The sequence below is a fragment of the Kitasatospora sp. NPDC087271 genome (genome assembly GCF_044744605.1).
In the GTDB taxonomy this organism is placed as follows: domain Bacteria; phylum Actinomycetota; class Actinomycetes; order Streptomycetales; family Streptomycetaceae; genus Kitasatospora.
In genome coordinates, this window is sequence record NZ_JBIUYQ010000037.1 from 1 (window position 1) to 20,164 (window position 20,164).

Here is a 20,164-nt window from a genome sequence, read left to right on the forward strand (position 1 = left end):
CCACCGGCACCACCCCCGACATCAACGAACTCAACGTCCTCGCCGACCAGGACGACACCAACATGCCCCTCGCCGCCACCCACAACTTCCCACTCACCAACGACACCCGCGTCCTCAACCCCCACATGGGCAACTACCGCGCCACCATCGCCGACGCCGTCACCTCCATGACAGCCGCCGGCAAGTAACCCCGACCACACCACCGGCACCCACCCACGGCCGGACCCGGGTGAGCGACGAGGTCACGGGCCCGGTCGGTGTTCCGGTGCGACGGTGATCAGCGGGTGGAAGTGGGCGAGTTCGGCGGGCTCGTCGACGGGTTCGCCGTCGGCCTCGATCCACGCGTGGGCGCGGAAGGGTGCGGTTCGCACGCCCGTGCGCCAGGTCGGCCAGGTGCCGCGCGTGCGGCACAACAGCGCTGCGGCGATCGAGCGTTGGAGACATCCCTGGCCGGCGCAGCGCATGCTGAGGGCGACCACGGCCTGCCGGGCGGCCAGTGCCTCGGCCCGGCCGGCGGGGCGGGCGCCGCGCCGCAGTGCGCTCATCAGCCGACGGATCCGGACCGGGGGGAGCCGTTCGACCAGCCGCGCCGCGCCGATCGCCGCGAGCACGGCCGGCCGCAGGTGCCAGGGCGGCCGGCCCACGTGGTCGGCGTGCGCGTGCAGGCTCATCCGGTGACCAGCCCGGCGGTGCGCAGGCTCTCGTGCAGCCGGTCGACGTCGGAACGTGCCCGGGCCGCCGTGACCGGGAACCGGCCGCCGAGGTCGGCGGCGATCTCGTCGGCGGTCCGGTCCTCCAGCAGGGACCGCAGGATGAGCAGCCCGGTGCGGTTCAACTGGAAGTAGCGGCCGGAGCGTTCGTCCAGGACGACGGCGCCGTCGTCGGTCGGGGTGAGCGTCACGTCGGGGCGCAACCGGGTGGCCATTCAAGCTCCTTGGGCGGTGGTCGGGGAAGCGGGGTGCCGACTCGTCCCGTGGGCGCGCAGCCAGTGCTCGCAGGCGAGCGTCGCGTCCAGGGCCGCGTAGGAGGTGCCGGGCGGGTACAGCCCGAGGCAGGCCTGCCGGAGGACGGCGGGGTCGACCAGTCCGGCGCGGGCCAGGGCGCTGTCGTCGATGAGCGCGGCGAGTTCGACGCGGTGGCGGGCGAGCCCCTGGTAGGTGTCCGGACTGAAGTCGCCCTTGCCGGTGCGCCGGAGGAGGTCGGCCGGCACGTCGGGAGCGACCGCCGCGGTGAGCAGCGGCTTGTACGCGAAGGGCGTTCCGCGGGTGGCGGGGTCGGCGGCCAGGCAGGCGTCCAGGACCTGGTCGTCCAGGAAGGGCACGCTGTACGGCGTTCCCGCGCGGGCGGTGGCGTCGATCAGCTGCCGCATGGCCGCCGCGCTGTGCCGGACCATGCGCAGCGCCTGGTGCTGGGCGTGCTCCGGCGCCAGCGGTTCCGAGCCCTGGCCGGCCCGCAGCTGTTCGCGTACCAGTTCGGCGGTCCGGGCGGTGGCCCAGGGCGGCAGCCGGGGTGCCATCCCCCAGCCGAGCAGTTGGGTGGTGCGCGGCGGGTCGGGGTGGGTGAGGCGGTCGGCGGCGCGGGCGAGCCAGGCCGAATACGGCCGGGGGTCGCTGAGGGCGCTCAGGGCGTCCGGCAGCGTCCAGCGCAGGCGGGCCCGGTGTCCGCGCAGGTGGCGGGCGGCGGTGGCCGGGTGCCGTGGCAGGACGGTGCGCAGGTAGGCGGGCAGGGCTTGCAGCACCTCGTCGCCGCCTTCGCCGCTGATCCGCAGCCGGGCGCCGTGCGTCGCGAGCAGCCGGGCGACGGCTTCGTCGCGGGCCCTGGTCCGGGTCCAGGCGAACGGTTCGTCGCCCTGCGGTCCGGGTGTGTCGATGTCGGCGAACATCGCGGGAATGTCCTCGGCCGCCAGCACGAGTCGCCGGCCGGGCAGGTGGTGCGCGGCTCGCTGCGCCCAGGCGGCGTCCTCGTGGTGGGGGTCGACGGAGCCGATGGTGACGGTGAGCAGTTCGGCCGGGCCCGTGGCGGCCAGGAAGCACAGGGGTGTGGAGTCCAGCCCGCCGGAGAGGTCGGCGGCGATGAGACCGCCGTCCCTGGTCCGGGTGTCGACGGCCCGGTGCAGGGCCTGGCCGAGCGCCGTCGCGGCTTCGGGCCGGGCTCGCCGCGGGGCCGGCGGGTGCCAGTGGGCGAGGGTGCGGGCGGGGCGTCCGGGGGCGAGCACGGCCGCGTGGTTCGGCGGCACGGCGGTGACTCCCGGCCACAGGGGCAGCGCGTCGACGGGGTGCGGCAGCGGGTCGGCGAGCCTGAGGGCGAGCCGGTCGAGGGACGGGGCGAGGCCGGCGGCGGCGGCCAGGACGTCGGCCCGGTCGGACAGCACGGGGACGCCGTCGACCTCGGCCAGGTGGAGTCGGCGCAGTCCGGACAGCGAGCCGCGCGCGGCCACGGTGCCGTGCACGGTGGCGAGGAGGTGGAAGCTGCCCGCGAGGTCGCCGCCGAGGACGAGCACGTCCCGCGGGTCGCGAACGCGTTCGGCGTGGCGGCGCAGGCGGTGCGGGTCGGCGTCGGAGGTGCCGAACACGGCCAGCGCGACCGGTCCGGCCTGGGCGGTGACCGGCTCGCCGGCCGGCCAGTGGCCGAGGATCCAGGGACGCCCGCTGGGGTGGTGCAGGGCACGGCACTCGGCCGTGCCCCACACCGCGGCCGTCGCGGCCCCGGCTTCGGTGTCCGGAAGGACCACGAACCATGTCCGCGGGTGACCGCTCATCGGCCGGTTCCTCAGGGGGCGAGGTAGTAGCCGTGGACATCGGACTGGTTGCCGATGTCGAAGCCCCGGGTGAGGTCCGCGAAGTCACCGAGTTCGATCAGCATCGGGGGCTCGTACACGTCCAGCGTCGGGGGCTCGTACACGTCGGTCATGACGATGTCCTCTCGTTCACAAGGAGTGGGACGCGATCACCGGCCGGTCGAGTACAACTGTTCTCTGCCGACTCCCCGATGGACAAGCGGTGCCGGAGGCTTCGGCCGGAACCTGACGGTCTCCCACCTGGGCGGCCGGTGTCGCTCCCGGGGCTGCCGGGCACGTGAGTGCCGGTCCGCGCGTACGGAGGGCGGAGGGGCTGGATCCGGCCAGAGGGAAACGCGGGAGGACGCGGGCCCGCCGCTGCCGTGGCCGGCGGCGGGCGCCGCGAGCCCTCTAAGCCCCGGACGTCACCAGAGGACCGGCATGCTCCGCAGGCCGAAGACGATGTCGTTGTGCTTGAACGCGGACTGCGCCAACGGCTCGGCCAGCCGTAGCCCCGGCACGCGGCGCAGCAGTGTGGTCAGCGCGACCTGCAACTCGATCCGGGCCAGCTGCTGGCCGATGCACTGGTGCGGACCGAACCCGAACGCCAGGTGCGTGCGGGGCGGTCGGCACAGGTCGACGGTGTCCGGGGCCGGGAACAGGTCCTCGTCCCGGTTTCCGGACGGGATCGCGGCGACCAGCCAGCTTCCCGCCGCCACCGCGGTACCGCCGACGGTGACGCCCTCCGTGGCGTACCGCAGCAGCCCGAACTGGATCACGGACAGGTAGCGCAGCAGTTCCTCCACGGCCGTGCCGATGGTGTCCGGGGCGGCCCGCAGCGCGGCCGCCCGCTCCCGGTCCGCCATCAGCACCAGGGCGCTGAGCGCGATCATGTTGGCCGTCGACTCGTGCCCGGCGACCAGCAGCAGTACGCCGAGCGTGGCCAACTCCCCTACGGTCGGGGGGTGTTCGGTCTCCTCGCCGCGGACGATCAGCCGGCTCAGCAGGTCGTCCCGCGGCTCGGCCCGGCGCCGAACGATCAGCTCGCCGAGGTAGCCCTCCAGCCGCCGGGTGGCCGCGTCGCGGGTGGCCGCGTCGGCCCCGAAGCCGATCAGCACCTCGCTGTCGTGTTGGAAGGACTCGTGGTCGTCGTAGGGCACGCCGAGCAGCTCGCAGATCACCAGCGACGGGATCGGCAGCGCGAAGTCCCGTACCAGGTCGGCGCTCGACCCGGCGAGCATCGCATCGACGTGCCGGTCGGTGATCCGCTGGACGGACGGACGCAGCGCCTCCATCCGTCGCACGGTGAACTCGCCGATCAGCAGCCGTCGCAGCCGTGCGTGCTCTTCCCCGTCCAGCTGGATCATCGAGCCCGGGGCCGGGTCGCGCCGGTCGTAGGAGGGCAGCATGTGCATCGATCCCGCGCCGCGGGAGCTCAGCCGGGGATCCGTGAGCACGCTCCGGATGTCCTCGTAGCGGCTGACCAGCCATGCGTCCATCCCGGCCGGGCAGCGCACCGGTGACACCGGCGCGTGGGCGCGCAGCCGGGCGTAGGTCTCGTCGGGGTCGAGGGGGCGGGAGTCCGGCCGGGTGACCGGGAATTCGGGGAGTCCGGGGAGTTCTGATGCCGGGTCAGGGCTGGGTTTCGTCATGGGTGACGGCTCCAGGATGACGGAGGGAGAGCTCATCGCGCCGACGCGTACGGGGCCGGCCGTCCTCACGGACCGGGGTGGGTCCGGCGCGGCGGCCGCGCGGCCGGCTGAAGCGTCGGACCGCCGGGCGTTCGACCAGTGTGTAGAGGGCCGCCGCGAGGACGAGGCTGATCGCGACGGTGAGCAGGATGTGCACCAGCCGCGTCGACGCGGCGCCGCCCGCCGTCCCGCCCGTGGCGTGCACGCCGTCGATCGGGCCGTACTGGATGACGAGGTAGTGCACGAGGTAGAGGGCGAACGAGATCTCGCCGAGCCACACCATGGTCCGGCCGCTGAAGGGGGTGCGTGCGGTGCGTACGTCGGCGGAGGCGGCGGCCGCGATCAGCAGGGCGAGTGCGGCCGCGGTCGGTCCGGCGCAGAGGCGGAACACGCCGGGCAGGTGGGACTGGACCACCACACAGGCGACGGTCAGCAGGAACGCCGGCGTCATGCCCAGGCGGATCCACTTCCCCGAGATCACGATGCGCGCCATCAGGATGCCGAGGACGAATTCGAGCATCCTGGTGAAGGGCAGGCTGTAGGCGAACCAGGACTGCAGCTCGGCGATCGCCGGGTCCCATGAGGTGGCCGGCCGCGCCGGTAGCGCCTGGGCGGCGAACGGGACGGCGATGATCGCGATGGCGACGCCCACCGCCCACGGCCACAGCCGCGGCGGCCGGATGCGCCCGATGAGGCGGATGAGCCAGGGGAACGCGAGATAGAAGACCAACTCGCAGCCGAGGGTCCAACTCGGCACGTTGATTCCGGTCAGCCCGCCGAGGGCGTCGAAGTCGGGAATCCAGGGCTCGATCAGCAGCAGCGGCGGGATCGTGTTGATCACCATGATCGGAACGCCCGCAGCGGCCATCAACGCCACGGTGGCCGTGAAGGTCGTCAGGTGATTCGGAAGGATCTTCACCAGGCGTCGGCGCCAGAACAGTCCGGCGGTGTCGTTCGGGTCGGCGACCCAGGTGAGGATGAAGCCGCTGAGCACGAAGAAGAACGCCACCCCGACCGGTCCGAGGGTCGTGATCAGGTACGGCAGACCGGGGTGTATCGATCCGACGATCTGACCGGCCAGGTGGGATACCAGCACGGCGAACGCCGCGATGAACCGCATACCGGTCAGCGACGGCAGGCGGCTCGGACGAGCGGACGGTTCCGGCGTCTGCATCACCGCTTCTCTGTCGATGACGACATCCACGCCACCAAGGCTTCCCGGGTGGAATCCGAGCATGTGCGCAGACTGTTTGGGCCACTATCAAATGCCCCGCCGGAACGGTCAAGCGGATTTTCTCGATGCACCGCATCGCACCGTGCGACCCAGCGGATCGGCTCAGCGGATCGGCCCGGCGAATCGGCTCAGCGGATCGGCCCGGCGAATCGGCCCGGCGAATCGACCCAGCGGATCGGGCAGGCAGGCAGGCCCGGGCCGGCGGACAGGCAACCCGGCACACGTCCCGTCAGAGACGGAGGGCAGGGACGGGAATTCACCCACGTCAGGCCCCGTATCGGTCGGCGAGTGCGCGGGCGGTCGCGGCCAGCCGGGCACGCAGCTCCGGTGGTTCGAGGACCTCCACGTCGGTGCCCAGTCTCAGGAACTCGTCGTGGGCGTGGCCAAGGGACTCGATGGGCACGGACGCCCTGGTCCAGCCGTCCGCCTCGACCACCCCCGAATCCACGACCGCCCGGTCGAACGCGCGGCCGAGCTGCTCGCGGCCCCGGGCGACACCGCGCGGCGACAGTCGCACCGTCGCCTCCGCGGTGTGCAGTCGGGCATGGAAGTCGGCGAGCCGGTCCCGCCAGTGTGCAGCCAGGTCGAAGCTCGCGGGTATCTCGAACTCCTCTTCCAGTTCTCGCAGTTCGAGGATCTGGTCGACCCGGTACGTACGCGGGGCGGCACCGCCCGCGGCAGCGACCAGATACCAGCGGCCGGCCTTGAGGACCAGTCCGTACGGCTCCAGTCGCCGTTCCACTTCGGTGGGCGCCTTCCACCGCCGGTAGCGGACCCACACCCTGCGCCGGTCCCAGAGCGCGGCCGCGACGGCCGCCAGGTGCGGCGTCTCGTCCACGTCCCCGTACCAGCCGGGCGCATCGAGGTGGAAGCGCTCCTGGATCAGCCCGGCCCGCTCGCGGAGCTCCGCCGGTAGGGCGGCCCGCAGCTTGAGCTGGGCGGTCGCCAGGACCTCGCCCAGGCCCAACTCGGCCGCCGGGCCGGGCAGCCCGGCCAGGAACAGGGCCTGCGACTCATCGGCGGTCAGGCCCGTCAGCCGGGTGCGGTACCCGTCGAGCAGCCGGTAGCCGCCGCCGTGACCGGCCTCGCCGAACAGCGGGACCCCGGCGGCGCCGAGCGCTTCGAGGTCCCGGTAGACCGTGCGGACCGACACCTCCAGCTCGTCGGCGAGCTGCTGGGCCGTCATCCTTCCCCGGTTCTGGAGGAGCAGGAGCAGCGAGATCAGTCGGCTGGCGCGCACAGCTGTCAGTATCCACTGACAGGAGGTGTCAGTGGACCGGTTCTAGCCTGCGGCCATGATCGATTCCGACTTCCTCCACGGTTCCCGGGGCATGGCCGTCCGCAGACTCACCAGGGTTCCGGCCGGCGGTGACAGCCGGGCGCAGGAGTTCTCCGTGAACGGCGGACACAGCCGGGCGCTCGACCGGGTCACCGAGCTCAGCCGTGTCCAGTTGCAGGACGCCTCGTGAGCATCGTCGAACTGCGCCAGTACACCCTGCACCGAGGTGCCCGCGACACTCTGATCGACCTCTTCGAGCGGGAGTTCGTGACCGGACAGCAGGCAGTGGGCATCACCGTCGGCGGCCGGTTCCGGGACCTGGACGACCCGGACCGCTTCGTCTGGCTGCGCAGCTTCCCGGACATGGCGTCGCGGGCACGAGCACTGCACGCCTTCTACTACGGGCCGGTCTGGCAGGAGCACCGGGACGCCGCCAACGCGACGATGGTGGACTCGGACGACGTCCTGCTGCTGCGCGGCCCGGGCTTCACCACCCCGGCCGAGGCCGGACCGGTCGTCGCGACCATCTGCCACCCCCTGGACCCCGCCGCCTTCGCCGACCACTTCGAGCGGCGTCTGCGCCCGGAACTGGCCGCCCGGACCCCGCCGTTGGCGGTTCACCGCACCGAACACGCGGAGAACGACTTCCCCGCCCTGCCCGTACGGGCCGGCGAGGACGTCCTGGTGTGGTTCACCACGGGCGACACCGCCCCCCTGCCGGACCTCTCGACACACCTGCACTCCGCCCCGCAGCAACTGCACCTCTCGCCCGTGCCGCAACACTCCCGCTGAAGCCTGTCGCAGAGGGCCGTGGGTGGGCAGGCCGACGTCCGGCCTGACCTGCTGCGTCACCCGCCGGGAACGGGGTCGTGCGAGGTGGCGACGGCCTGCACCACGCTGGTGCGGGCCGTCGCTCCCCGCTTTCGGGCCGGTGGCCGGCGGGAACGGAGCAGTCCGGCTGGAGCACTACGAAGCGGCCGGTGGTTCCACCCGGGCGTGCGTCTCCGGCGGCACCGGGAAGCGCCTCAACAACTCCTCCATCCAGGCAGCCGGATGGGTGGCCTTCGCCGCCCCGCCGGGGAGGGCACGCGCTTTGCGGATGCCCTCGATCAGTGCCTCGACGGCGGCCCGGGTGGTGTACCGGTCGGCGACCCACTGACGGCCCGCCCGCCGCACCTCCTCCTGGCCGGGCAGGTCGAGCAGCTCAAGGGCCTTGTCCGCCAACCGATCCGTTTCGAGCTCCGGGATCCGCCACGCGGACGGCGAGTCGAACAGTTCCGCTCCGCCGCCGGCGGCGTAACCCGTCACCAGGCAGCCGCTGGCCATCGCCTCGGCCGGCGGCAATCCGAAGCCCTCGCCCTCGGGCGCTCCCAACGCGATGAACACCGACGTGTCGGACAGGACGCGAGCGACCTCCTCGTGGGGGACCGCGTGGATGTCGTACAGCTCCACGCCCTCGAACCGCGGGTCGGCGTGCAGCAGACGGCGGAGCAGCGTGGTCTCGATCGGACGCTTGCGGGACATCCACGCGATGCGCCGAACCCGCTCGGTCGACGCCGGTCGGAACAACTCGGTGTCGATGACGTTCGGCACCAGGTGGGGTTCGAACTCGGGCAGGGCGCGGCGGAACATGTCGACGCCCGCCTTCGAGATCGTCCACAGGGCCGGCCGGTCCGACCAGCCCGGATACGGGCCGGGTTCGGGGCAGGTCAGGAAGCTGACGTAGTGCCCCTGCGAGTAGATCACCTTGTGGCCGCCGGGCGCCGGGTCGTGGCCCGGCACCACGCTGACCTCGTGCAGCACGAGCACGTCCTCGGGCCCGAGGTCCAAGGTCATGCCGGACAGCGTCGGCACGTCGTCGTCGAACCACGTGTAACGGAATCCCGGCGTGGGCGTCCAGCGGAACGCCTCGACGCCGACGGCCCGCAGCAGCGAGACCTGCTGGTTCAGCACCCGAATGCCGCCCAGCGGGAACTGGAACTCGAACGACGCGTAGATCACCCGGCCGGTCATCGTGCCTCCCTGAGAAACAACGATCGGTAGGACCAGACCACGGGGGTTACGGGCATGGGCGGTTGGGCCGGGGAGGCGGCATCGCCTTCCCGGGGCCGTGGAGCAACGTCCGTGCACAGCGGCTGGGCCTGGCCCGTACTCATACGCTCAGGGTGGCAGCAATGCCCCCGCGTGTCACCGACCCGACGCGGTCGACGGCCGCCACTCTCGCCCGATCAACCCGAACACCCACGAGTCGGACACCTCGCCGTTCACGACGCAGTCTTCCCGCAACGTCCCTTCACGCACGAATCCGATCTTCTCCAGGACCTGGGCAGATGCCACCTTGCGCGTATCGGTCCCGGCCGGCACCCGATTCAGGTCCAGTGCGTCGAATGCCCATCGCAGCACGGCGGTTGCGGTCTCCGTCGCGAAGCCGTGGCCCCACACCGCATCGTCGAGGCAGTAGCCCAACGACGCGCTGCGGTAGTCCGGGTTCCATCCGGTCAGACCGCACCAGCCGACGAAGGCCCCGTCAGAAGCACGGTCGATGGCCACCCGCGCCCCGGTGCCTCCGTCCGCCGTCTTCCGGCACATCGCGATGAAGCGCTCGGCGCGGGCCTGTTCGGTTCACGGCGGCGAGTCCCGATAGCGCATCACATGGGTGCTGCTGTGCAGCGCGAGGAGGGAGTCCGCGTCGGCGTCGGTGAAGGGGCGCAGTCACAGGCGAGCGGTGTGCAGAACGGGGGTGGCCAAAGTCATGCGCACCATCTTGTGTCCTCTTGGGCAGGCAGAACACCGAACATCCCTCAGTGGGTACTGACGGCCGATAGGCCGAACAGGAGGGCCAGGGCGAGCTGGAGGGTTGCGGACGCCGGGCGCCGCCGCCAGAGGCACAGACCGCCGGTGACCAATGTCGCCGTGAACGCGACGACCAACCGAGGGACAGCAGTACGGGCGCCGCATTGACGTCCGCCGAGGGCCGGACAGAGTCCATGCCCAAGCGCGGCCTGAAGGACGGCCGCGAACAGGACGACATCCAGCGCCAGCAGACACGCCACCACGATCGGCGTGCCGTTCGAGCGATCCGACCGACCAGGCCGTCGAAGCCTCATGCATCCCCCAGGAATTGCGCCGCCGCGATGACCTCCTCGGCGTGACACCGAAGACCGTACAAGCCTCCGGCGACTCGACGCGATCGGCCGGCACCACCCCGCGCCGCCTCAACCCCTGGCCCGGCTCCGCGACTTCTCCTGAACCGGCCACATGAGGGCCGTCCCGGCCGGGGCGCGGGTCAGGTGGTGCGGGCTCGGATGCGAGGCGCGCCCACGAGGTCGTCGAGGGGCACGGCGTGGACCTCGGCGAGCGGCAGCAGCAGTTCCAGGGTGGGCTTGCGGGTGCCGCCCTCCAGGCGGGAGAGGGTGCACCGTGACGCGACCGCGGATAATGGCCGTGGCCGCGGGCCGGCGGCGCCGGCGGCCTCGATCGATGGAGAGGCAGAGGACGGATGACCCTGAAGGAAGGCTGGCGCGTCAGGTTGGCCGAGGACCTCGGGATCGGTGAGGCGGTCGCCGGGGAGCCCGGGGCCGTCGTCGGGTTCCTCTCACTGGGATCCGGGGTGGAGGGCACCGTCGAGCGGGTGGACGGGGAACTCCCGGAGAGCCATGAGGTTCGCGAGTACCAGCGGCTCAAAGCGCTGTTCGAGGACTACGGGCACACCATGCCGGTGGCGAGCCGCGAGCGCCTGGAGGCGGAGATCGCCGCGCTGGAGCCGCAGTGGACCGCGCACCGGGAACGGGGGAACCGGGTGACGGTCCGGGTCCGGCTGGACAACGGCTTCGTCCTCGACGGGGCTGACCAGGACATCCTCACTCCACTGTGAGGGAGGACGTCTCCGGGGCCTTCGTCGGGACGGGCGGCCGCCCGGGTGCTCGTACGCCACGCCAACTGACAAACGATGGACGGGCGTTGCGAACGGTGCGGTGAACAGCGCGGGACGCAGCGTCCATCGTTTGTCTGTCGGCGCGGCGCATCGTTCACCACGGCGCGGGACACCGCCCGCGCCACCCACCGAAGGCACACGGAATCGAGGGAACCATGCGTACCTCCGCACGCTTCGCGGCGCTGGCTGCGGTAAGCGCCATCGGGCTCGGCACCATCGCCACCGGCACCGCCCAGGCCGCCCCGGCCACCGCCCAGGCCACCACCCAGGCGGCCCGGAGCACCACCGTCCACCTGCACAACGGGACCGGCTGCTCGCTCTACCGGACCGGCTACGCTCTGGCCCACGGCATCTGGACGCAGGGCCAGGAGCCGCCGCAGACCCTGGGGAACACCGGCGACGCCACCTTCCAGTCGGAGAGCAACGGGTTCCTAACCGGCACCGAGGGCTGGGCGACGTTCAGCACGTACGGCTGCGAGGAAGGCTGGCGCAACAACAACACCGTCCAGTTGCACTGGGCCAACCCCTACACCGGTTCCAACAGCTACGACGAGAACGGCACCAGCAGCGTCTTCCGCACCACCCGTGAGAGCGGCTCCGGCGACAACGCCGACGTCTACTGGGGCGTGTGGAAGAACTGATCCCGGCCGTCGGGCACCGCCAGGGTCGGGCAAGCGCCGCCAGATAGTCCAGGATCTGTCCGGCCCCCACCCCCCGGCGCCTGTGTCGGGTGATCCGGCGCCTGTACCGCCGCGCCGCTCGACGCACGCCGCCGCATGAAACGCATGAGAAGCATGAAAAGACGGTGCCCCGCCACTGGGTGCCGAACGGCCCGGGCCGTTCGGCACCCGCCGGCCGGCACCGCCGGGAAGCGGAGGAACCCGGGAACACCTCCACCACGCGCTCACCGCAGGTGCCGCAGCGACCGCCGAGCGCCGCACCATCCCCCTCCGGCCCGGTAATTCGATGGCGCGCTGCGCGCCGAACCCCGACCCTGGTCACCGTGTCAGAACCCAAGCATCGGATCCGCGCCCTCCACACGGCCACCACCGTGACCGTCTACCAGGCGTACCCTCCGGAGATCGGCCTGCCCGCCGCACAGGACGGCCACTTCCCGGCTGCCTGGAAGAGGGACCGAATGACGTGGATCAAACCGTCGTTCCTGTGGATGATGTACCGCTGCGGATGGGCGGGCAAGGAGGGCCAGGAGACCGTCCTCGCGGTCGAGATCACCCGCGAGGGCTTCGAATGGGCCCTGGCGAACGCCTGCCTGGCCCACTACGAACACGGGCTGCACCCCGACCGCGCCACCTGGAAGCGCCAGCTGAAGCGGGCCCCGGCCCGGGTGCAGTGGGATCCCGAACGCGATCTGCACCTTCAGCCGCTCCCCCACCGCTCCCTCCAACTCGGCCTCGCCGGCGAGGCCGCCGAGCGCTACGCGGAGCAGTGGATCGTCTCGATCGACGACGTCACCGCACTCGCGCACACGGTCCAGGCCCAGGTGAGGGACGGGGCTCTGGATGCCGCCCGGCAGCTCCTTCCCGTCGAGCGCCCCTATCCGGCGGACGACGCGCTGCTGAACCACCTGTGCGGTTGAGCCGGTCCCGAGCGCTCGGGGCCACGGGCTGCTCGTTCCGTCGCCGTCCGCCAGGGCAGCTCACGACGGTCCGAGACGTGGTGCACCATCAGTTGACACCGGGGCCGGGGTGGCGTTGCCCGCTCCAGCCGTCGGTGGTCAGCCGTCGGCGGCGAGGCGGTTCAGCCACTCCCCCAGCAGATGCTGCTCGGCGCCACTGAGCGTCGTCTGTTCGGGCAGTGCGGCGCGCAGGGCGCGGGCTGCGCCGGCCGGGCCCGGCTCGTTCACGGCCGGCTGCCGGTTGGTGACGGCGGCGACCATGCACTCCCGAAGGGTGGTCAACAGGGCCGGGTCGCGCCGGTCCCGGGGCAGGGACAGCCAGGTGAGCACGGCGCCGCGCGCCGTGGCGTGGATGATCTGGGCCGCGAGTTCCTCGTCGACGCGGAGCCAGCCGCCTGCGGCGAGGCGTCGGATGCGGCCCATCAGGATCTCCATGCCGGCCTTGAAGGCGGCCGAGGTGGTCCCGGTGGGTTCGGTGTACATCAGCGTGTACAGCGCGGGGTTGGCCAGACCGAACTCGACCGCGACGTCCCACCCGGCTCTCAGGTCCTCGATCGGGTCCCGGGGGTCGGGGTCGACGTGCTTGGTGGCGAGGAACGCGGCGAAGCCGTGCTCGGCCACGGCGTCGAGCAGCCCGTCCTTGTCGCCGAACAGCCGGTAGATGGCCGGCGGCTGCAGGCCCGCCGCATCGGCGACCGCGCGGGTGGTGACCGCGTCGCGGCCCCCGCGCGTCAGCAGTCCGATGGCGGCCTCGATGACCCGCTGCCTGGTCTGCTCCCGGCCCGGGGAGGCGGGGGCGGACTCAATGGTGGACGCGGTGGCGGTGGCGCCGTCCCTGTCGCGTGAAGGCGATGGCATGAATCAACGATACCGCACCACTGGTTCCATCGTTATTATCAGAGATACCTTGAAAGTGTTTCCACTGGAACCACCTCGTCGCGACACGGGAGCACATCATGATCATCGTGACCGGAGCCACCGGACAGCTGGGGCGTCAGATCGTCGAGAGGCTGCTGACGCGCGTACCGGCGGCACGCATCGGCGTCAGCGTCCGCGACCCGCAGAAGGCGCAGAACTTCGCCGACCAAGGGGTACGGGTGCGCCAGGGCAACTTCACGGACGCCGCCGGCCTCGCGCACGCCTTCGAGGACGCCGCGCAGGTCCTCGTCGTCTCCGTCGACAAGATGGGCGAGGAGTGCGTCAGGCAGCACCGCACCGCGATCGAAGCGGCCGTCGCGGCAGGCGCCCGTCGCATCCTCTACACCAGCCAGATGGGGGCCGGCGCGACGTCGCGCTTCCAGGCCTGCCGCGACCACGCCGCCACCGAGGAGGCCCTGCGCACCTGCGGCGTGCCGTTCACCTCGCTGCGCAACGGCTTCCACGCCACCAGCGCGGCGCACTTCCTCGGCAACGCGGCACAGTCCGGCCGGCTCGCGCTCCCCGCGGACGGGCCGGTCGCCTGGACCGCGCACGCCGACCTCGCGGACGCAGCCGCCGCCATCCTGGCCGACGAAGGCCGCTTCGACGGCCCCACGCCGCCGCTCACGGGCCGACAGGCGCTCACCTTCGACGACATCGCCGCCATCACCACCGAGCTCACCGGCCGCACCGTCACGCGGACCACCGCCCCCGACGACCAGTTCCGCACGCAGCTGACGGGCCAAGGCGTCCCCGCGGAAACCGCCGACCGGTTGCTCGGCATCTTCGCCGCCAGCCGCGCCGGCGAGTTCGCCGCCACCGACCCCACCCTGGCCGACCTGCTCGGCCGCGATCCCGTCACCCTGCGCACGGTGCTGCGCGAGCAGCTGTCCGAAAGCTGATCCACCGAGGGCGCCGGCTGCCGGATGCCGGTGCCCGGTCCTGGCCGCTCGGCGGCGGTCGGGCTTCGGGCCGCCGTCCGCGCCCCGCCTACACCGCCGTCCGGGAACACCTCCCGGACGGCGGCCCGGACGGCAGGGCACCCCGCTCCTGAGGGAGTGCCCCGGGTGTGCCGGCCCAGCGGAGTCGCCCCGTCAGGAGACGCGCTTCAGCTGCCAGGCGTTGTTGTTGAGGCTCGGGTTCGACCAGGCGACGCAACTGCTGGTGTAGTACGAGCCGGTCTGGACCCAGCCCGCCGGCGGGTAGGTGGTGGAGCAGGCCTGGACCACGGTGCCGACGGGCAGTCCGGTGAGCTGCTTCATCTGCTTGATGTTGGGGCTGAAGCTCTGCGTGCCGCAACTGCTGCTGTAGCCCCAGCTGACGTCGACGTAGCCGGCCGGGGTGAGAACGCTTCCGCACGAGGTCGTGACGTCGCCCGGGGCGGCCTGGGCGGGCGCGGCGGTCAGGGCGAACGTCGCCGCGGCGCCGGCGATGGCCATACAGGTGCGAAGACGGATCATGGGCGAGGGCTCCTTCTGATCACGGGTGGGTGGCCGATCAGGCCGTGGAGCCATTCCTACGGTTTGATCACCGGCTTCGGATAGCGGCTTTCAGGCCTAAAGGCCCCCCGGGCAGGACGGCGTCCGGGCACCGGAACGGCGGCGTGGCAGGGGGGCGTTGTGGTAAAACGCGTTGTGGTAGACGCCGTCGGGCGGGACTGCGGGGAGTTGCGGATCCGCTCCGCCTCGGGGGTCCGGGCGCTCCGGGCGTCGGGATTTCTCCTGCGGTATGCGAACTTGTGCGGTCGTATCCGAACTTGATGCGATTTCCGGCCCTTCACCTGTCACACACACCAGTGAATTCGCCCCGAAACCAGGACGTGGACGACCGGTTGTCGCTCTCCTGGGGGTCCTGTCCGGATCGGGCAGATGTCCGCCGACCATGAGAGTGGGGATCAGGTGGGGACGAGAAGGAGAAGGAAGGGCGTCGCGCGGGCCGCGGTGCTCGCCGCCGCGCTGTGCGGCGGCGGGGCGCTGACGGCGCCGGCGGCGTTCTCGCAGACGGAGGACGGGACGGTGACGGTCCGGGTGATCCGGGCCGTGGACTCCTCCGGGGTGTGGACGCCCGCGCTGGAGCCGGGGCTGGCGGGCGTGAAGGTGACGCTCACCGGCGAGGCGCGGGCCCACGTCGAGGGCACCACCGGGGCCGACGGGACGGTGACGCTGGCGCCGCCGCGGAGCCGGGAGCACGGCGGCACGTACCGGGTGCAGGTGGTGAATCCGAAGCCGGGCATGCTGTTCCCGGCGTTCGCCTCGCGGCAGGGGCTGGACGGCGCGCCGAACCAGCTGAGCTCCAACGAGGAGTTCGTCGACCTCTCCGGCGGCAAGAACGTCTCGTACACCACCGGGCTGTGGTACCCGGGGGACTACTGCCAGCAGAACGCGCCGCTGGTGACGACCTGCCAGAACACCACCTGGGGAGGCGGCGCGCAGCGCACGCTGGTGTCGTTCCCGTACCGCGCGCGCGGCCAGGACGGCGTGGACGTCAACGTCACGAACCTCGCCACCGACGCGCAGACGGGCACGCTCTACGGCATCGCGTGGAACAAGGCCGACCGGCGGATCTTCTCCTCGGCGGCGGCCAAGCGCACCACGGACTACGGCCCCGGCGGCGCCGGCGGCATCTACGTGACCGACCCGGCGCAGGGGCGGACCACGCTGTTCACCACCGTCCCGGACGCCGGCAGCACGGCGCACGGACCGGGGACGGACGACGCGTTCCTCGTCGCGCCGGGCAAGGAGAGCCTCGGCGGGCTCAAGGTGACGAACGACGGCAGGGACCTGTTCGTCGTCAACCTCAACACCCGCACGCTGTACCGCTACGACGCGACCGCACCGACGGCCGCGCAGCCGAGGGGCGTCTACCCGATCCCGGACCCGGGCTGCGCCTCGGCCGGGGACTGGCGGCCGTTCGGCCTGGGCCTCCAGGACGGCGTCGGCTACCTCGGCGGGGTCTGCTCGGGCGAGTCGACGGGCAAGGCCTCGGACCTGCGGGCGGTCGTGCTGCCCTTCGACCTGGCCACCGGCCGGTTCGGTGCGGCCGTGCTGGACCAGCCGCTGGACTACCCGCGCCAGTCGACCGTCGGATCGGGCCCGTGCGACGGCGCGGGCTGGTTCCCGTGGACGAACACCTACCCGACCACGCAGAACGGCCAGACCTGCGCCGGTTTCCGCGCGCAGCCGGAGCCGGAGCTGGGCGAGGTCGGATTCGAGACGGACGGCTCGATGCTGCTGGCCTTCCGCGACCGCATGGCCGACCGGGCGACGGGCCAGTCGGGGTCGGGCGCGGCGGTGGGCGAGGTGCTGTCGGGCGGTGACCTGAACAAGGCCTGCCTGAGCGGCGGCACCTACGTGCTGGACGCCAACACCGGCTGCGGGCTCTCGCCCCGGGGCGCCCGCTTCTTCGACACCAGCCGGATGGGCGTCCACCACAACGCGGCCTACGCCGGGATGGCGCTGTCCAAGGTCGAGAACACCATCGGGACCTCCGGGTTCGACCCCAACAGCACGGCCTTCGGCTACGGCACGTCGTTCGTCCAGCGCGACGGCAGGCAGGACCCGGCGTTCGGCCTGCGGCTCAACCCGGCGAACGTGCCCGCGCCGTTCGGCAAGGGCGCCTCGATGGGGGACCTGGAGGTGCTCTGCGACCAGGCGCCGCTGCAGATCGGTAACCGGGTCTGGTACGACGCCGAGCACAAGGGCACCCAGAAGCCGGGCCAGCGCCCGGTGGAAGGCGCCACCGTCCACCTGTACGACGGGCCGGGGAAGCTCGTCGGCACGGCGCGGACGACGGCGCGCGGCGAGTACTACTTCGACGACTCGAACGTGGACGGCGGGCTCAAGCCGCACACCAAGTACACGATCCGGCTGGACAACCCCGCCGACTTCGCCCAGGGCGGCCCGCTGTACCAGTGGGTGCCCACCCGGCACGACGTCGGCGACAACCCGTTCATCAACTCCAAGGGCGTCGTCCCGCCGGGCGGAACGTACGCCGAGCGGGAACTGACCACCGGCGGGCCGGGCCAGGACGACCACACCTTCGACTTCGGCTTCCGGCCGCAGGAGGGCGCGCTGACGCTGGTCAAGCACGACCAGGACGGCAGGCCGCTGGCCGGGGCGACGTTCCAGCTGTGGCGCTGGAACGGCGGGCCCAGCTGGCCGCAGACCGCCGGCGGGCACCAGGACTCGCCGGTCGGCGATCCCTGCACCACCGGGGCGGACGGCATCTGCCGGATCGTCGTCGGACCGGGGACGTACTACTGGGTGGAGGTGAGCCCGCCCGACGGCTACGCGGCGCCGGCCGTCACGGTCTTCGGGCCGCTGGTGCTCACCTGCGAGACCCTGGACGACGGGATCACGGTGACGGTCGTCAACCGGCTGCTCCCGTCGGCCGGTTCGGGCGCGGCCCCGTCGTCGCCGGATGCGGTCTCGACCCCGCCGCCGACCCCGCCGCCGAGCCCGACGTCGGCCTCGGTGGCGGCGGTGGCGTCCTTGTCGCCGCCGCCGCCGTCGCCGAGCGCCTGGCCGTCCCGGCCCGATGAGCGGCCCGGCGGCGCGCTGCCGACCACCGGGGCCGGCAGCGTGCTGCCGCTCGGTGTGACCGGTGCGGCGGCGCTGCTGGGTGCGGGCGGCGTGCTGGTCGTGGTCGCGCGCCGGCGCGGGGCGCGGCACGCGTAGTGGAACCAGGCCGAGCCCGTGGCGAGTTCGACGGCCACGGGCCCGGCCGGGCGGCCCGTACGGCTTCACCCAGGGCAGAACGCCACTCCCTTCCCCTGGTGCCCCGGATCCCTAGGCTGGAGGGGTGAGCACTCATGCGCCGAACGAAGCCCGCGTCATCCCCCTGCGCCCGCACACCTCGTCGCCCGGTTCCGGCGGGGCGACCCGCGCCCCGCAGCGGCCGGCGGGAGCGTCACCGGCGCCCGTGCCCGCGCCCGCGAACGCGCCGAGGGAACCCCTGTGGCGCGACCTCGTCGGCGACGCGCTGCGCCGCGAACGGCTCGCCCAGGAAAGGACGTTGAAGGACGTGGCGGAGGCGGCCCGGATCTCGATCCCGTACCTGTCGGAGCTGGAGCGCGGGCGCAAGGAGGCCTCCTCCGAGGTCCTCGCGGCCGCCGCCCGTGCCCTCGGACTCGGCCTCGCCGACCTGCTCTCGCTCGCCCAGGACGAGCTGACCCGGCACACCCGGAGCCAGATGGGCCGGAGCCAGGTGGGCCAGAGCCAGGTGGGCCGGGGCGCGGTGGGCCGAAGCCGGTTGGACCGGAGCCGCACGTCGCCCACGGCGCAGTACGACGGGCTCTGCCTCGCCGCCTGATCGGACCTGCCCCGGCCGACGGCCGGTACGACGGTGGTGCGCCCCGCCGTACCGGCCACGCCCGCACGGAGAAGTCAGCCGAACGCGAGCCGTCGGCTCAGCACCTCGTCGGCGAGCCCGTAGGCGACGGCCTCCTCGGCGGTGAACACCTTGTCCCGGTCCATGTCCGCGCGCAGTGTCGCCACGTCGTGGTGCGTGTGCCGGGACAGCACCTCCTCCACCTGCGAGCGGGTGCGGACCATCTCCTTCGCCGCGAGGCTGAGGTCGGACACCGTCCCCTGCCGGCCGCCGCTGGCCGGCTGGCCGAGCAGCACCCGCGCGTGCTGGAGCACGAACCGCCGCCCGGGGTCTCCGCCGGCCAGCAGCACCGCCGCCGTCGACGCCGCCTGACCGACGCAGAACGTGGAGATCGGCGCCTGCACGAACGTCATCGTGTCGTAGATCGCCATCAGCGAAGTGAACGATCCACCGGGCGAGTTGAGGTAGATCGAGATCTCGCGTTCCGGGCTCTCCGACTCCAGGTGCAGGAGCTGCGCGATGACCACGTTGGCGACCCCGTCGTCGATCTCGGTGCCGAGGAAGATGATCCGCTCGTTCAGCAGCCGGCTGAAGACGTCGTAGGAGCGCTCGCCCTGCGCGGTCCGCTCGATGACGTAGGGAACCGTGTACGACCCCATGTCACAGCCCCATCCGTCGGCGCGACGCGGCCGGGCGGATGTCGGCGACCGACTCCACCACCCGGTCCACGATCCCGTACTCCCTGGCCTGCTCGGCCGTGAACCAGCGGTCCCGGTCGCCGTCCCGCGCGATCGTCTCCTCGCTCTGACCGGTGTGCTCGGCGGTGATCCGCTCGATGGCCTTCTTGGTGAACTGGAGGTTCTCCGCCTGGATCTCGATGTCCGCGGCGGTGCCGCCGATGCCCGCCGATGGCTGGTGCATCATGATCCGCGCGTTCGGCAGCGCGAACCGCTTGCCGGGCGCCCCCACGGTGACCAGGAACTGGCCCATGCTGGCGGCGAACCCCATCACCAGCGTCGAGACGTCGTTCGGGATGAGCCGCATGGTGTCGTAGATGGCGAGCCCTGCGGTGACCGACCCGCCGGGGCTGTTGACGTACAGGCTGATGTCGGTGCGCGGGTCCTCCGCCGACAGCAGGAGCAGCTGCGCGCACACCCGGTTGGCCGACACGTCGTCGACCTGGGTGCCGAGGAGGACGATCCGCTGGGCGAGCAGCTGCGCCGCGAGGTGGTCGTCGAAGCGGCTGGGCGGCGTGCCGCCCTCCTCCGCGCGGGGCGCGAGCGTGGTGAGGGGAGTCATCCGGTCTCCTTGTCGAGATGCCGAGGTGTCGAGGTGTCGAGGTGTCGAGTCGAGGTGTTGAGGCGGGCT

Annotated in this window: 20 protein-coding genes and 3 pseudogenes; 9 read left to right on the forward strand and 14 right to left on the reverse strand. The window is 72.3% G+C overall.

Annotated elements, in window-relative coordinates:
- Positions 1–188 (forward strand): annotated as a pseudogene (locus tag ACIO9K_RS35255) (hypothetical protein); the annotation flags it as partial.
- A 54-nt stretch (positions 189–242) separates the two neighbouring features.
- Here the strand turns inward: ACIO9K_RS35255 and ACIO9K_RS35260 are convergent.
- The 7 genes from ACIO9K_RS35260 to ACIO9K_RS35290 all read right to left on the reverse strand — a co-directional run bounded on the left by ACIO9K_RS35260 (position 243) and on the right by ACIO9K_RS35290 (position 6,941).
- The gene (locus tag ACIO9K_RS35260; protein WP_400335865.1) at positions 243–671 is read right to left on the reverse strand and encodes a lasso peptide biosynthesis B2 protein; all 429 of its coding nucleotides are present in this window, start codon (positions 669–671) and stop codon (positions 243–245) included.
- The gene (locus ACIO9K_RS35265; RefSeq protein ID WP_363586890.1) at positions 668–925 is read right to left on the reverse strand and encodes a lasso peptide biosynthesis PqqD family chaperone; all 258 of its coding nucleotides are present in this window, start codon (positions 923–925) and stop codon (positions 668–670) included. The genes ACIO9K_RS35260 and ACIO9K_RS35265 overlap by 4 nt, the downstream gene beginning before the upstream one ends.
- Positions 926–2,758 carry an asparagine synthase-related protein gene (locus tag ACIO9K_RS35270; protein ID WP_400335867.1) on the reverse strand — a complete coding sequence of 611 codons (1,833 nt, stop codon included), beginning with the start codon at positions 2,756–2,758 and terminating at the stop codon, positions 926–928.
- Between the two features lie 11 nt (positions 2,759–2,769).
- Positions 2,770–2,910 (reverse strand): lasso RiPP family leader peptide-containing protein, encoded by a 141-nt coding sequence (locus tag ACIO9K_RS35275; RefSeq protein ID WP_350878647.1) that lies wholly within the window; start codon positions 2,908–2,910, stop codon positions 2,770–2,772.
- 291 nt (positions 2,911–3,201) lie between these two features.
- On the reverse strand, positions 3,202–4,428 hold the full coding sequence (locus ACIO9K_RS35280) for a cytochrome P450 (RefSeq protein ID WP_400335869.1): 1,227 nt from the start codon (positions 4,426–4,428) through the stop codon (positions 3,202–3,204).
- Complete coding sequence (locus ACIO9K_RS35285; protein ID WP_400335871.1) at positions 4,409–5,641, reverse strand: acyltransferase family protein; 1,233 nt, start codon at positions 5,639–5,641, stop codon at positions 4,409–4,411. The genes ACIO9K_RS35280 and ACIO9K_RS35285 overlap by 20 nt, the downstream gene beginning before the upstream one ends.
- A 325-nt stretch (positions 5,642–5,966) precedes the next feature.
- The gene (locus ACIO9K_RS35290; RefSeq protein WP_400335873.1) at positions 5,967–6,941 is read right to left on the reverse strand and encodes a helix-turn-helix transcriptional regulator; all 975 of its coding nucleotides are present in this window, start codon (positions 6,939–6,941) and stop codon (positions 5,967–5,969) included.
- A 55-nt stretch (positions 6,942–6,996) separates the two neighbouring features.
- Here ACIO9K_RS35290 and ACIO9K_RS35295 point away from each other — a divergent pair, with 55 nt between their 5' ends.
- Entirely contained in the window at positions 6,997–7,170 is a 174-nt protein-coding gene (locus ACIO9K_RS35295; RefSeq protein WP_400335875.1) for a hypothetical protein, read from the forward strand.
- Entirely contained in the window at positions 7,167–7,772 is a 606-nt protein-coding gene (locus ACIO9K_RS35300) for an NIPSNAP family protein (RefSeq protein ID WP_400335877.1), read from the forward strand. The genes ACIO9K_RS35295 and ACIO9K_RS35300 overlap by 4 nt, the downstream gene beginning before the upstream one ends.
- Positions 7,773–7,946: 174 nt before the next feature.
- Here the strand turns inward: ACIO9K_RS35300 and ACIO9K_RS35305 are convergent, their stop codons facing one another.
- From ACIO9K_RS35305 to ACIO9K_RS35315, 3 genes and pseudogenes are all read right to left on the reverse strand, one after another.
- Entirely contained in the window at positions 7,947–8,993 is a 1,047-nt protein-coding gene (locus ACIO9K_RS35305) for a glycosyltransferase (protein WP_400335879.1), read from the reverse strand.
- A gap of 174 nt (positions 8,994–9,167) precedes the next feature.
- Positions 9,168–9,692 (reverse strand): annotated as a pseudogene (locus ACIO9K_RS35310) (GNAT family N-acetyltransferase).
- 595 nt (positions 9,693–10,287) lie between these two features.
- Positions 10,288–10,458, reverse strand: a pseudogene (locus tag ACIO9K_RS35315) (XRE family transcriptional regulator); the annotation flags it as partial.
- A gap of 21 nt (positions 10,459–10,479) precedes the next feature.
- Here ACIO9K_RS35315 and ACIO9K_RS35320 point away from each other — a divergent pair.
- The 3 genes from ACIO9K_RS35320 (at position 10,480) to ACIO9K_RS35330 (ending at position 12,511) form a co-directional block, all read left to right on the forward strand.
- Positions 10,480–10,854 carry a hypothetical protein gene (locus ACIO9K_RS35320; RefSeq protein WP_400335881.1) on the forward strand — a complete coding sequence of 125 codons (375 nt, stop codon included), beginning with the start codon at positions 10,480–10,482 and terminating at the stop codon, positions 10,852–10,854.
- Between the two features lie 215 nt (positions 10,855–11,069).
- On the forward strand, positions 11,070–11,555 hold the full coding sequence (locus ACIO9K_RS35325; protein ID WP_363586906.1) for a hypothetical protein: 486 nt from the start codon (positions 11,070–11,072) through the stop codon (positions 11,553–11,555).
- 362 nt (positions 11,556–11,917) lie between these two features.
- The gene (locus ACIO9K_RS35330; protein ID WP_400335883.1) at positions 11,918–12,511 is read left to right on the forward strand and encodes a DUF4291 domain-containing protein; all 594 of its coding nucleotides are present in this window, start codon (positions 11,918–11,920) and stop codon (positions 12,509–12,511) included.
- A gap of 138 nt (positions 12,512–12,649) precedes the next feature.
- Here ACIO9K_RS35330 and ACIO9K_RS35335 read toward each other — a convergent pair whose 3' ends face one another.
- Positions 12,650–13,408 (reverse strand): TetR/AcrR family transcriptional regulator, encoded by a 759-nt coding sequence (locus tag ACIO9K_RS35335; protein ID WP_400335885.1) that lies wholly within the window; start codon positions 13,406–13,408, stop codon positions 12,650–12,652.
- 98 nt (positions 13,409–13,506) lie between these two features.
- On the opposite strand from ACIO9K_RS35335, the gene ACIO9K_RS35340 reads away from it, so the two are divergent.
- On the forward strand, positions 13,507–14,370 hold the full coding sequence (locus tag ACIO9K_RS35340) for an NAD(P)H-binding protein (RefSeq protein ID WP_400335888.1): 864 nt from the start codon (positions 13,507–13,509) through the stop codon (positions 14,368–14,370).
- A gap of 192 nt (positions 14,371–14,562) precedes the next feature.
- On the opposite strand, the gene ACIO9K_RS35345 is transcribed toward ACIO9K_RS35340, so the two are convergent.
- Positions 14,563–14,928 carry a hypothetical protein gene (locus tag ACIO9K_RS35345; protein WP_363586909.1) on the reverse strand — a complete coding sequence of 122 codons (366 nt, stop codon included), beginning with the start codon at positions 14,926–14,928 and terminating at the stop codon, positions 14,563–14,565.
- A gap of 408 nt (positions 14,929–15,336) precedes the next feature.
- Between ACIO9K_RS35345 and ACIO9K_RS35350 the strand changes: the two genes are divergently transcribed.
- Both ACIO9K_RS35350 and ACIO9K_RS35355 read left to right on the forward strand, forming a co-directional pair.
- Positions 15,337–18,144 (forward strand): SdrD B-like domain-containing protein, encoded by a 2,808-nt coding sequence (locus tag ACIO9K_RS35350; protein ID WP_400335891.1) that lies wholly within the window; start codon positions 15,337–15,339, stop codon positions 18,142–18,144.
- Between the two features lie 124 nt (positions 18,145–18,268).
- Entirely contained in the window at positions 18,269–18,778 is a 510-nt protein-coding gene (locus tag ACIO9K_RS35355) for a helix-turn-helix transcriptional regulator (RefSeq protein WP_363623847.1), read from the forward strand.
- A 74-nt stretch (positions 18,779–18,852) separates the two neighbouring features.
- Here ACIO9K_RS35355 and ACIO9K_RS35360 read toward each other — a convergent pair whose 3' ends face one another.
- The gene (locus ACIO9K_RS35360; RefSeq protein WP_331745151.1) at positions 18,853–19,455 is read right to left on the reverse strand and encodes an ATP-dependent Clp protease proteolytic subunit; all 603 of its coding nucleotides are present in this window, start codon (positions 19,453–19,455) and stop codon (positions 18,853–18,855) included.
- 1 nt (position 19,456) lies between these two features.
- Positions 19,457–20,095, reverse strand: coding sequence for an ATP-dependent Clp protease proteolytic subunit (locus ACIO9K_RS35365; RefSeq protein ID WP_363623848.1), 639 nt, complete (start codon positions 20,093–20,095; stop codon positions 19,457–19,459).
- Between the last annotated feature and the right edge of the window lie 69 nt (positions 20,096–20,164).

What these genes read in the sequence shown, in the direction of transcription:
- ACIO9K_RS35260 (WP_400335865.1), bottom strand. Translation starts at nt 671, where the DNA reads ATGAGCCTGCACGCGCACGCCGACCACGTGGGCCGGCCGCCCTGGCAC.
- ACIO9K_RS35265 (WP_363586890.1), bottom strand. Translation starts at nt 925, where the DNA reads ATGGCCACCCGGTTGCGCCCCGACGTGACGCTCACCCCGACCGACGAC.
- ACIO9K_RS35270 (WP_400335867.1), bottom strand. Translation starts at nt 2,758, where the DNA reads ATGAGCGGTCACCCGCGGACATGGTTCGTGGTCCTTCCGGACACCGAA.
- ACIO9K_RS35275 (WP_350878647.1), bottom strand. Translation starts at nt 2,910, where the DNA reads ATGACCGACGTGTACGAGCCCCCGACGCTGGACGTGTACGAGCCCCCG.
- ACIO9K_RS35280 (WP_400335869.1), bottom strand. Translation starts at nt 4,428, where the DNA reads ATGACGAAACCCAGCCCTGACCCGGCATCAGAACTCCCCGGACTCCCC.
- ACIO9K_RS35285 (WP_400335871.1), bottom strand. Translation starts at nt 5,641, where the DNA reads ATGCAGACGCCGGAACCGTCCGCTCGTCCGAGCCGCCTGCCGTCGCTG.
- ACIO9K_RS35295 (WP_400335875.1), top strand. Translation starts at nt 6,997, where the DNA reads ATGATCGATTCCGACTTCCTCCACGGTTCCCGGGGCATGGCCGTCCGC.
- ACIO9K_RS35305 (WP_400335879.1), bottom strand. Translation starts at nt 8,993, where the DNA reads ATGACCGGCCGGGTGATCTACGCGTCGTTCGAGTTCCAGTTCCCGCTG.
- ACIO9K_RS35320 (WP_400335881.1), top strand. Translation starts at nt 10,480, where the DNA reads ATGACCCTGAAGGAAGGCTGGCGCGTCAGGTTGGCCGAGGACCTCGGG.
- ACIO9K_RS35325 (WP_363586906.1), top strand. Translation starts at nt 11,070, where the DNA reads ATGCGTACCTCCGCACGCTTCGCGGCGCTGGCTGCGGTAAGCGCCATC.
- ACIO9K_RS35335 (WP_400335885.1), bottom strand. Translation starts at nt 13,408, where the DNA reads ATGCCATCGCCTTCACGCGACAGGGACGGCGCCACCGCCACCGCGTCC.
- ACIO9K_RS35340 (WP_400335888.1), top strand. Translation starts at nt 13,507, where the DNA reads ATGATCATCGTGACCGGAGCCACCGGACAGCTGGGGCGTCAGATCGTC.
- ACIO9K_RS35345 (WP_363586909.1), bottom strand. Translation starts at nt 14,928, where the DNA reads ATGATCCGTCTTCGCACCTGTATGGCCATCGCCGGCGCCGCGGCGACG.
- ACIO9K_RS35350 (WP_400335891.1), top strand. Translation starts at nt 15,337, where the DNA reads ATGTCCGCCGACCATGAGAGTGGGGATCAGGTGGGGACGAGAAGGAGA.
- ACIO9K_RS35360 (WP_331745151.1), bottom strand. Translation starts at nt 19,455, where the DNA reads ATGGGGTCGTACACGGTTCCCTACGTCATCGAGCGGACCGCGCAGGGC.
- ACIO9K_RS35365 (WP_363623848.1), bottom strand. Translation starts at nt 20,095, where the DNA reads ATGACTCCCCTCACCACGCTCGCGCCCCGCGCGGAGGAGGGCGGCACG.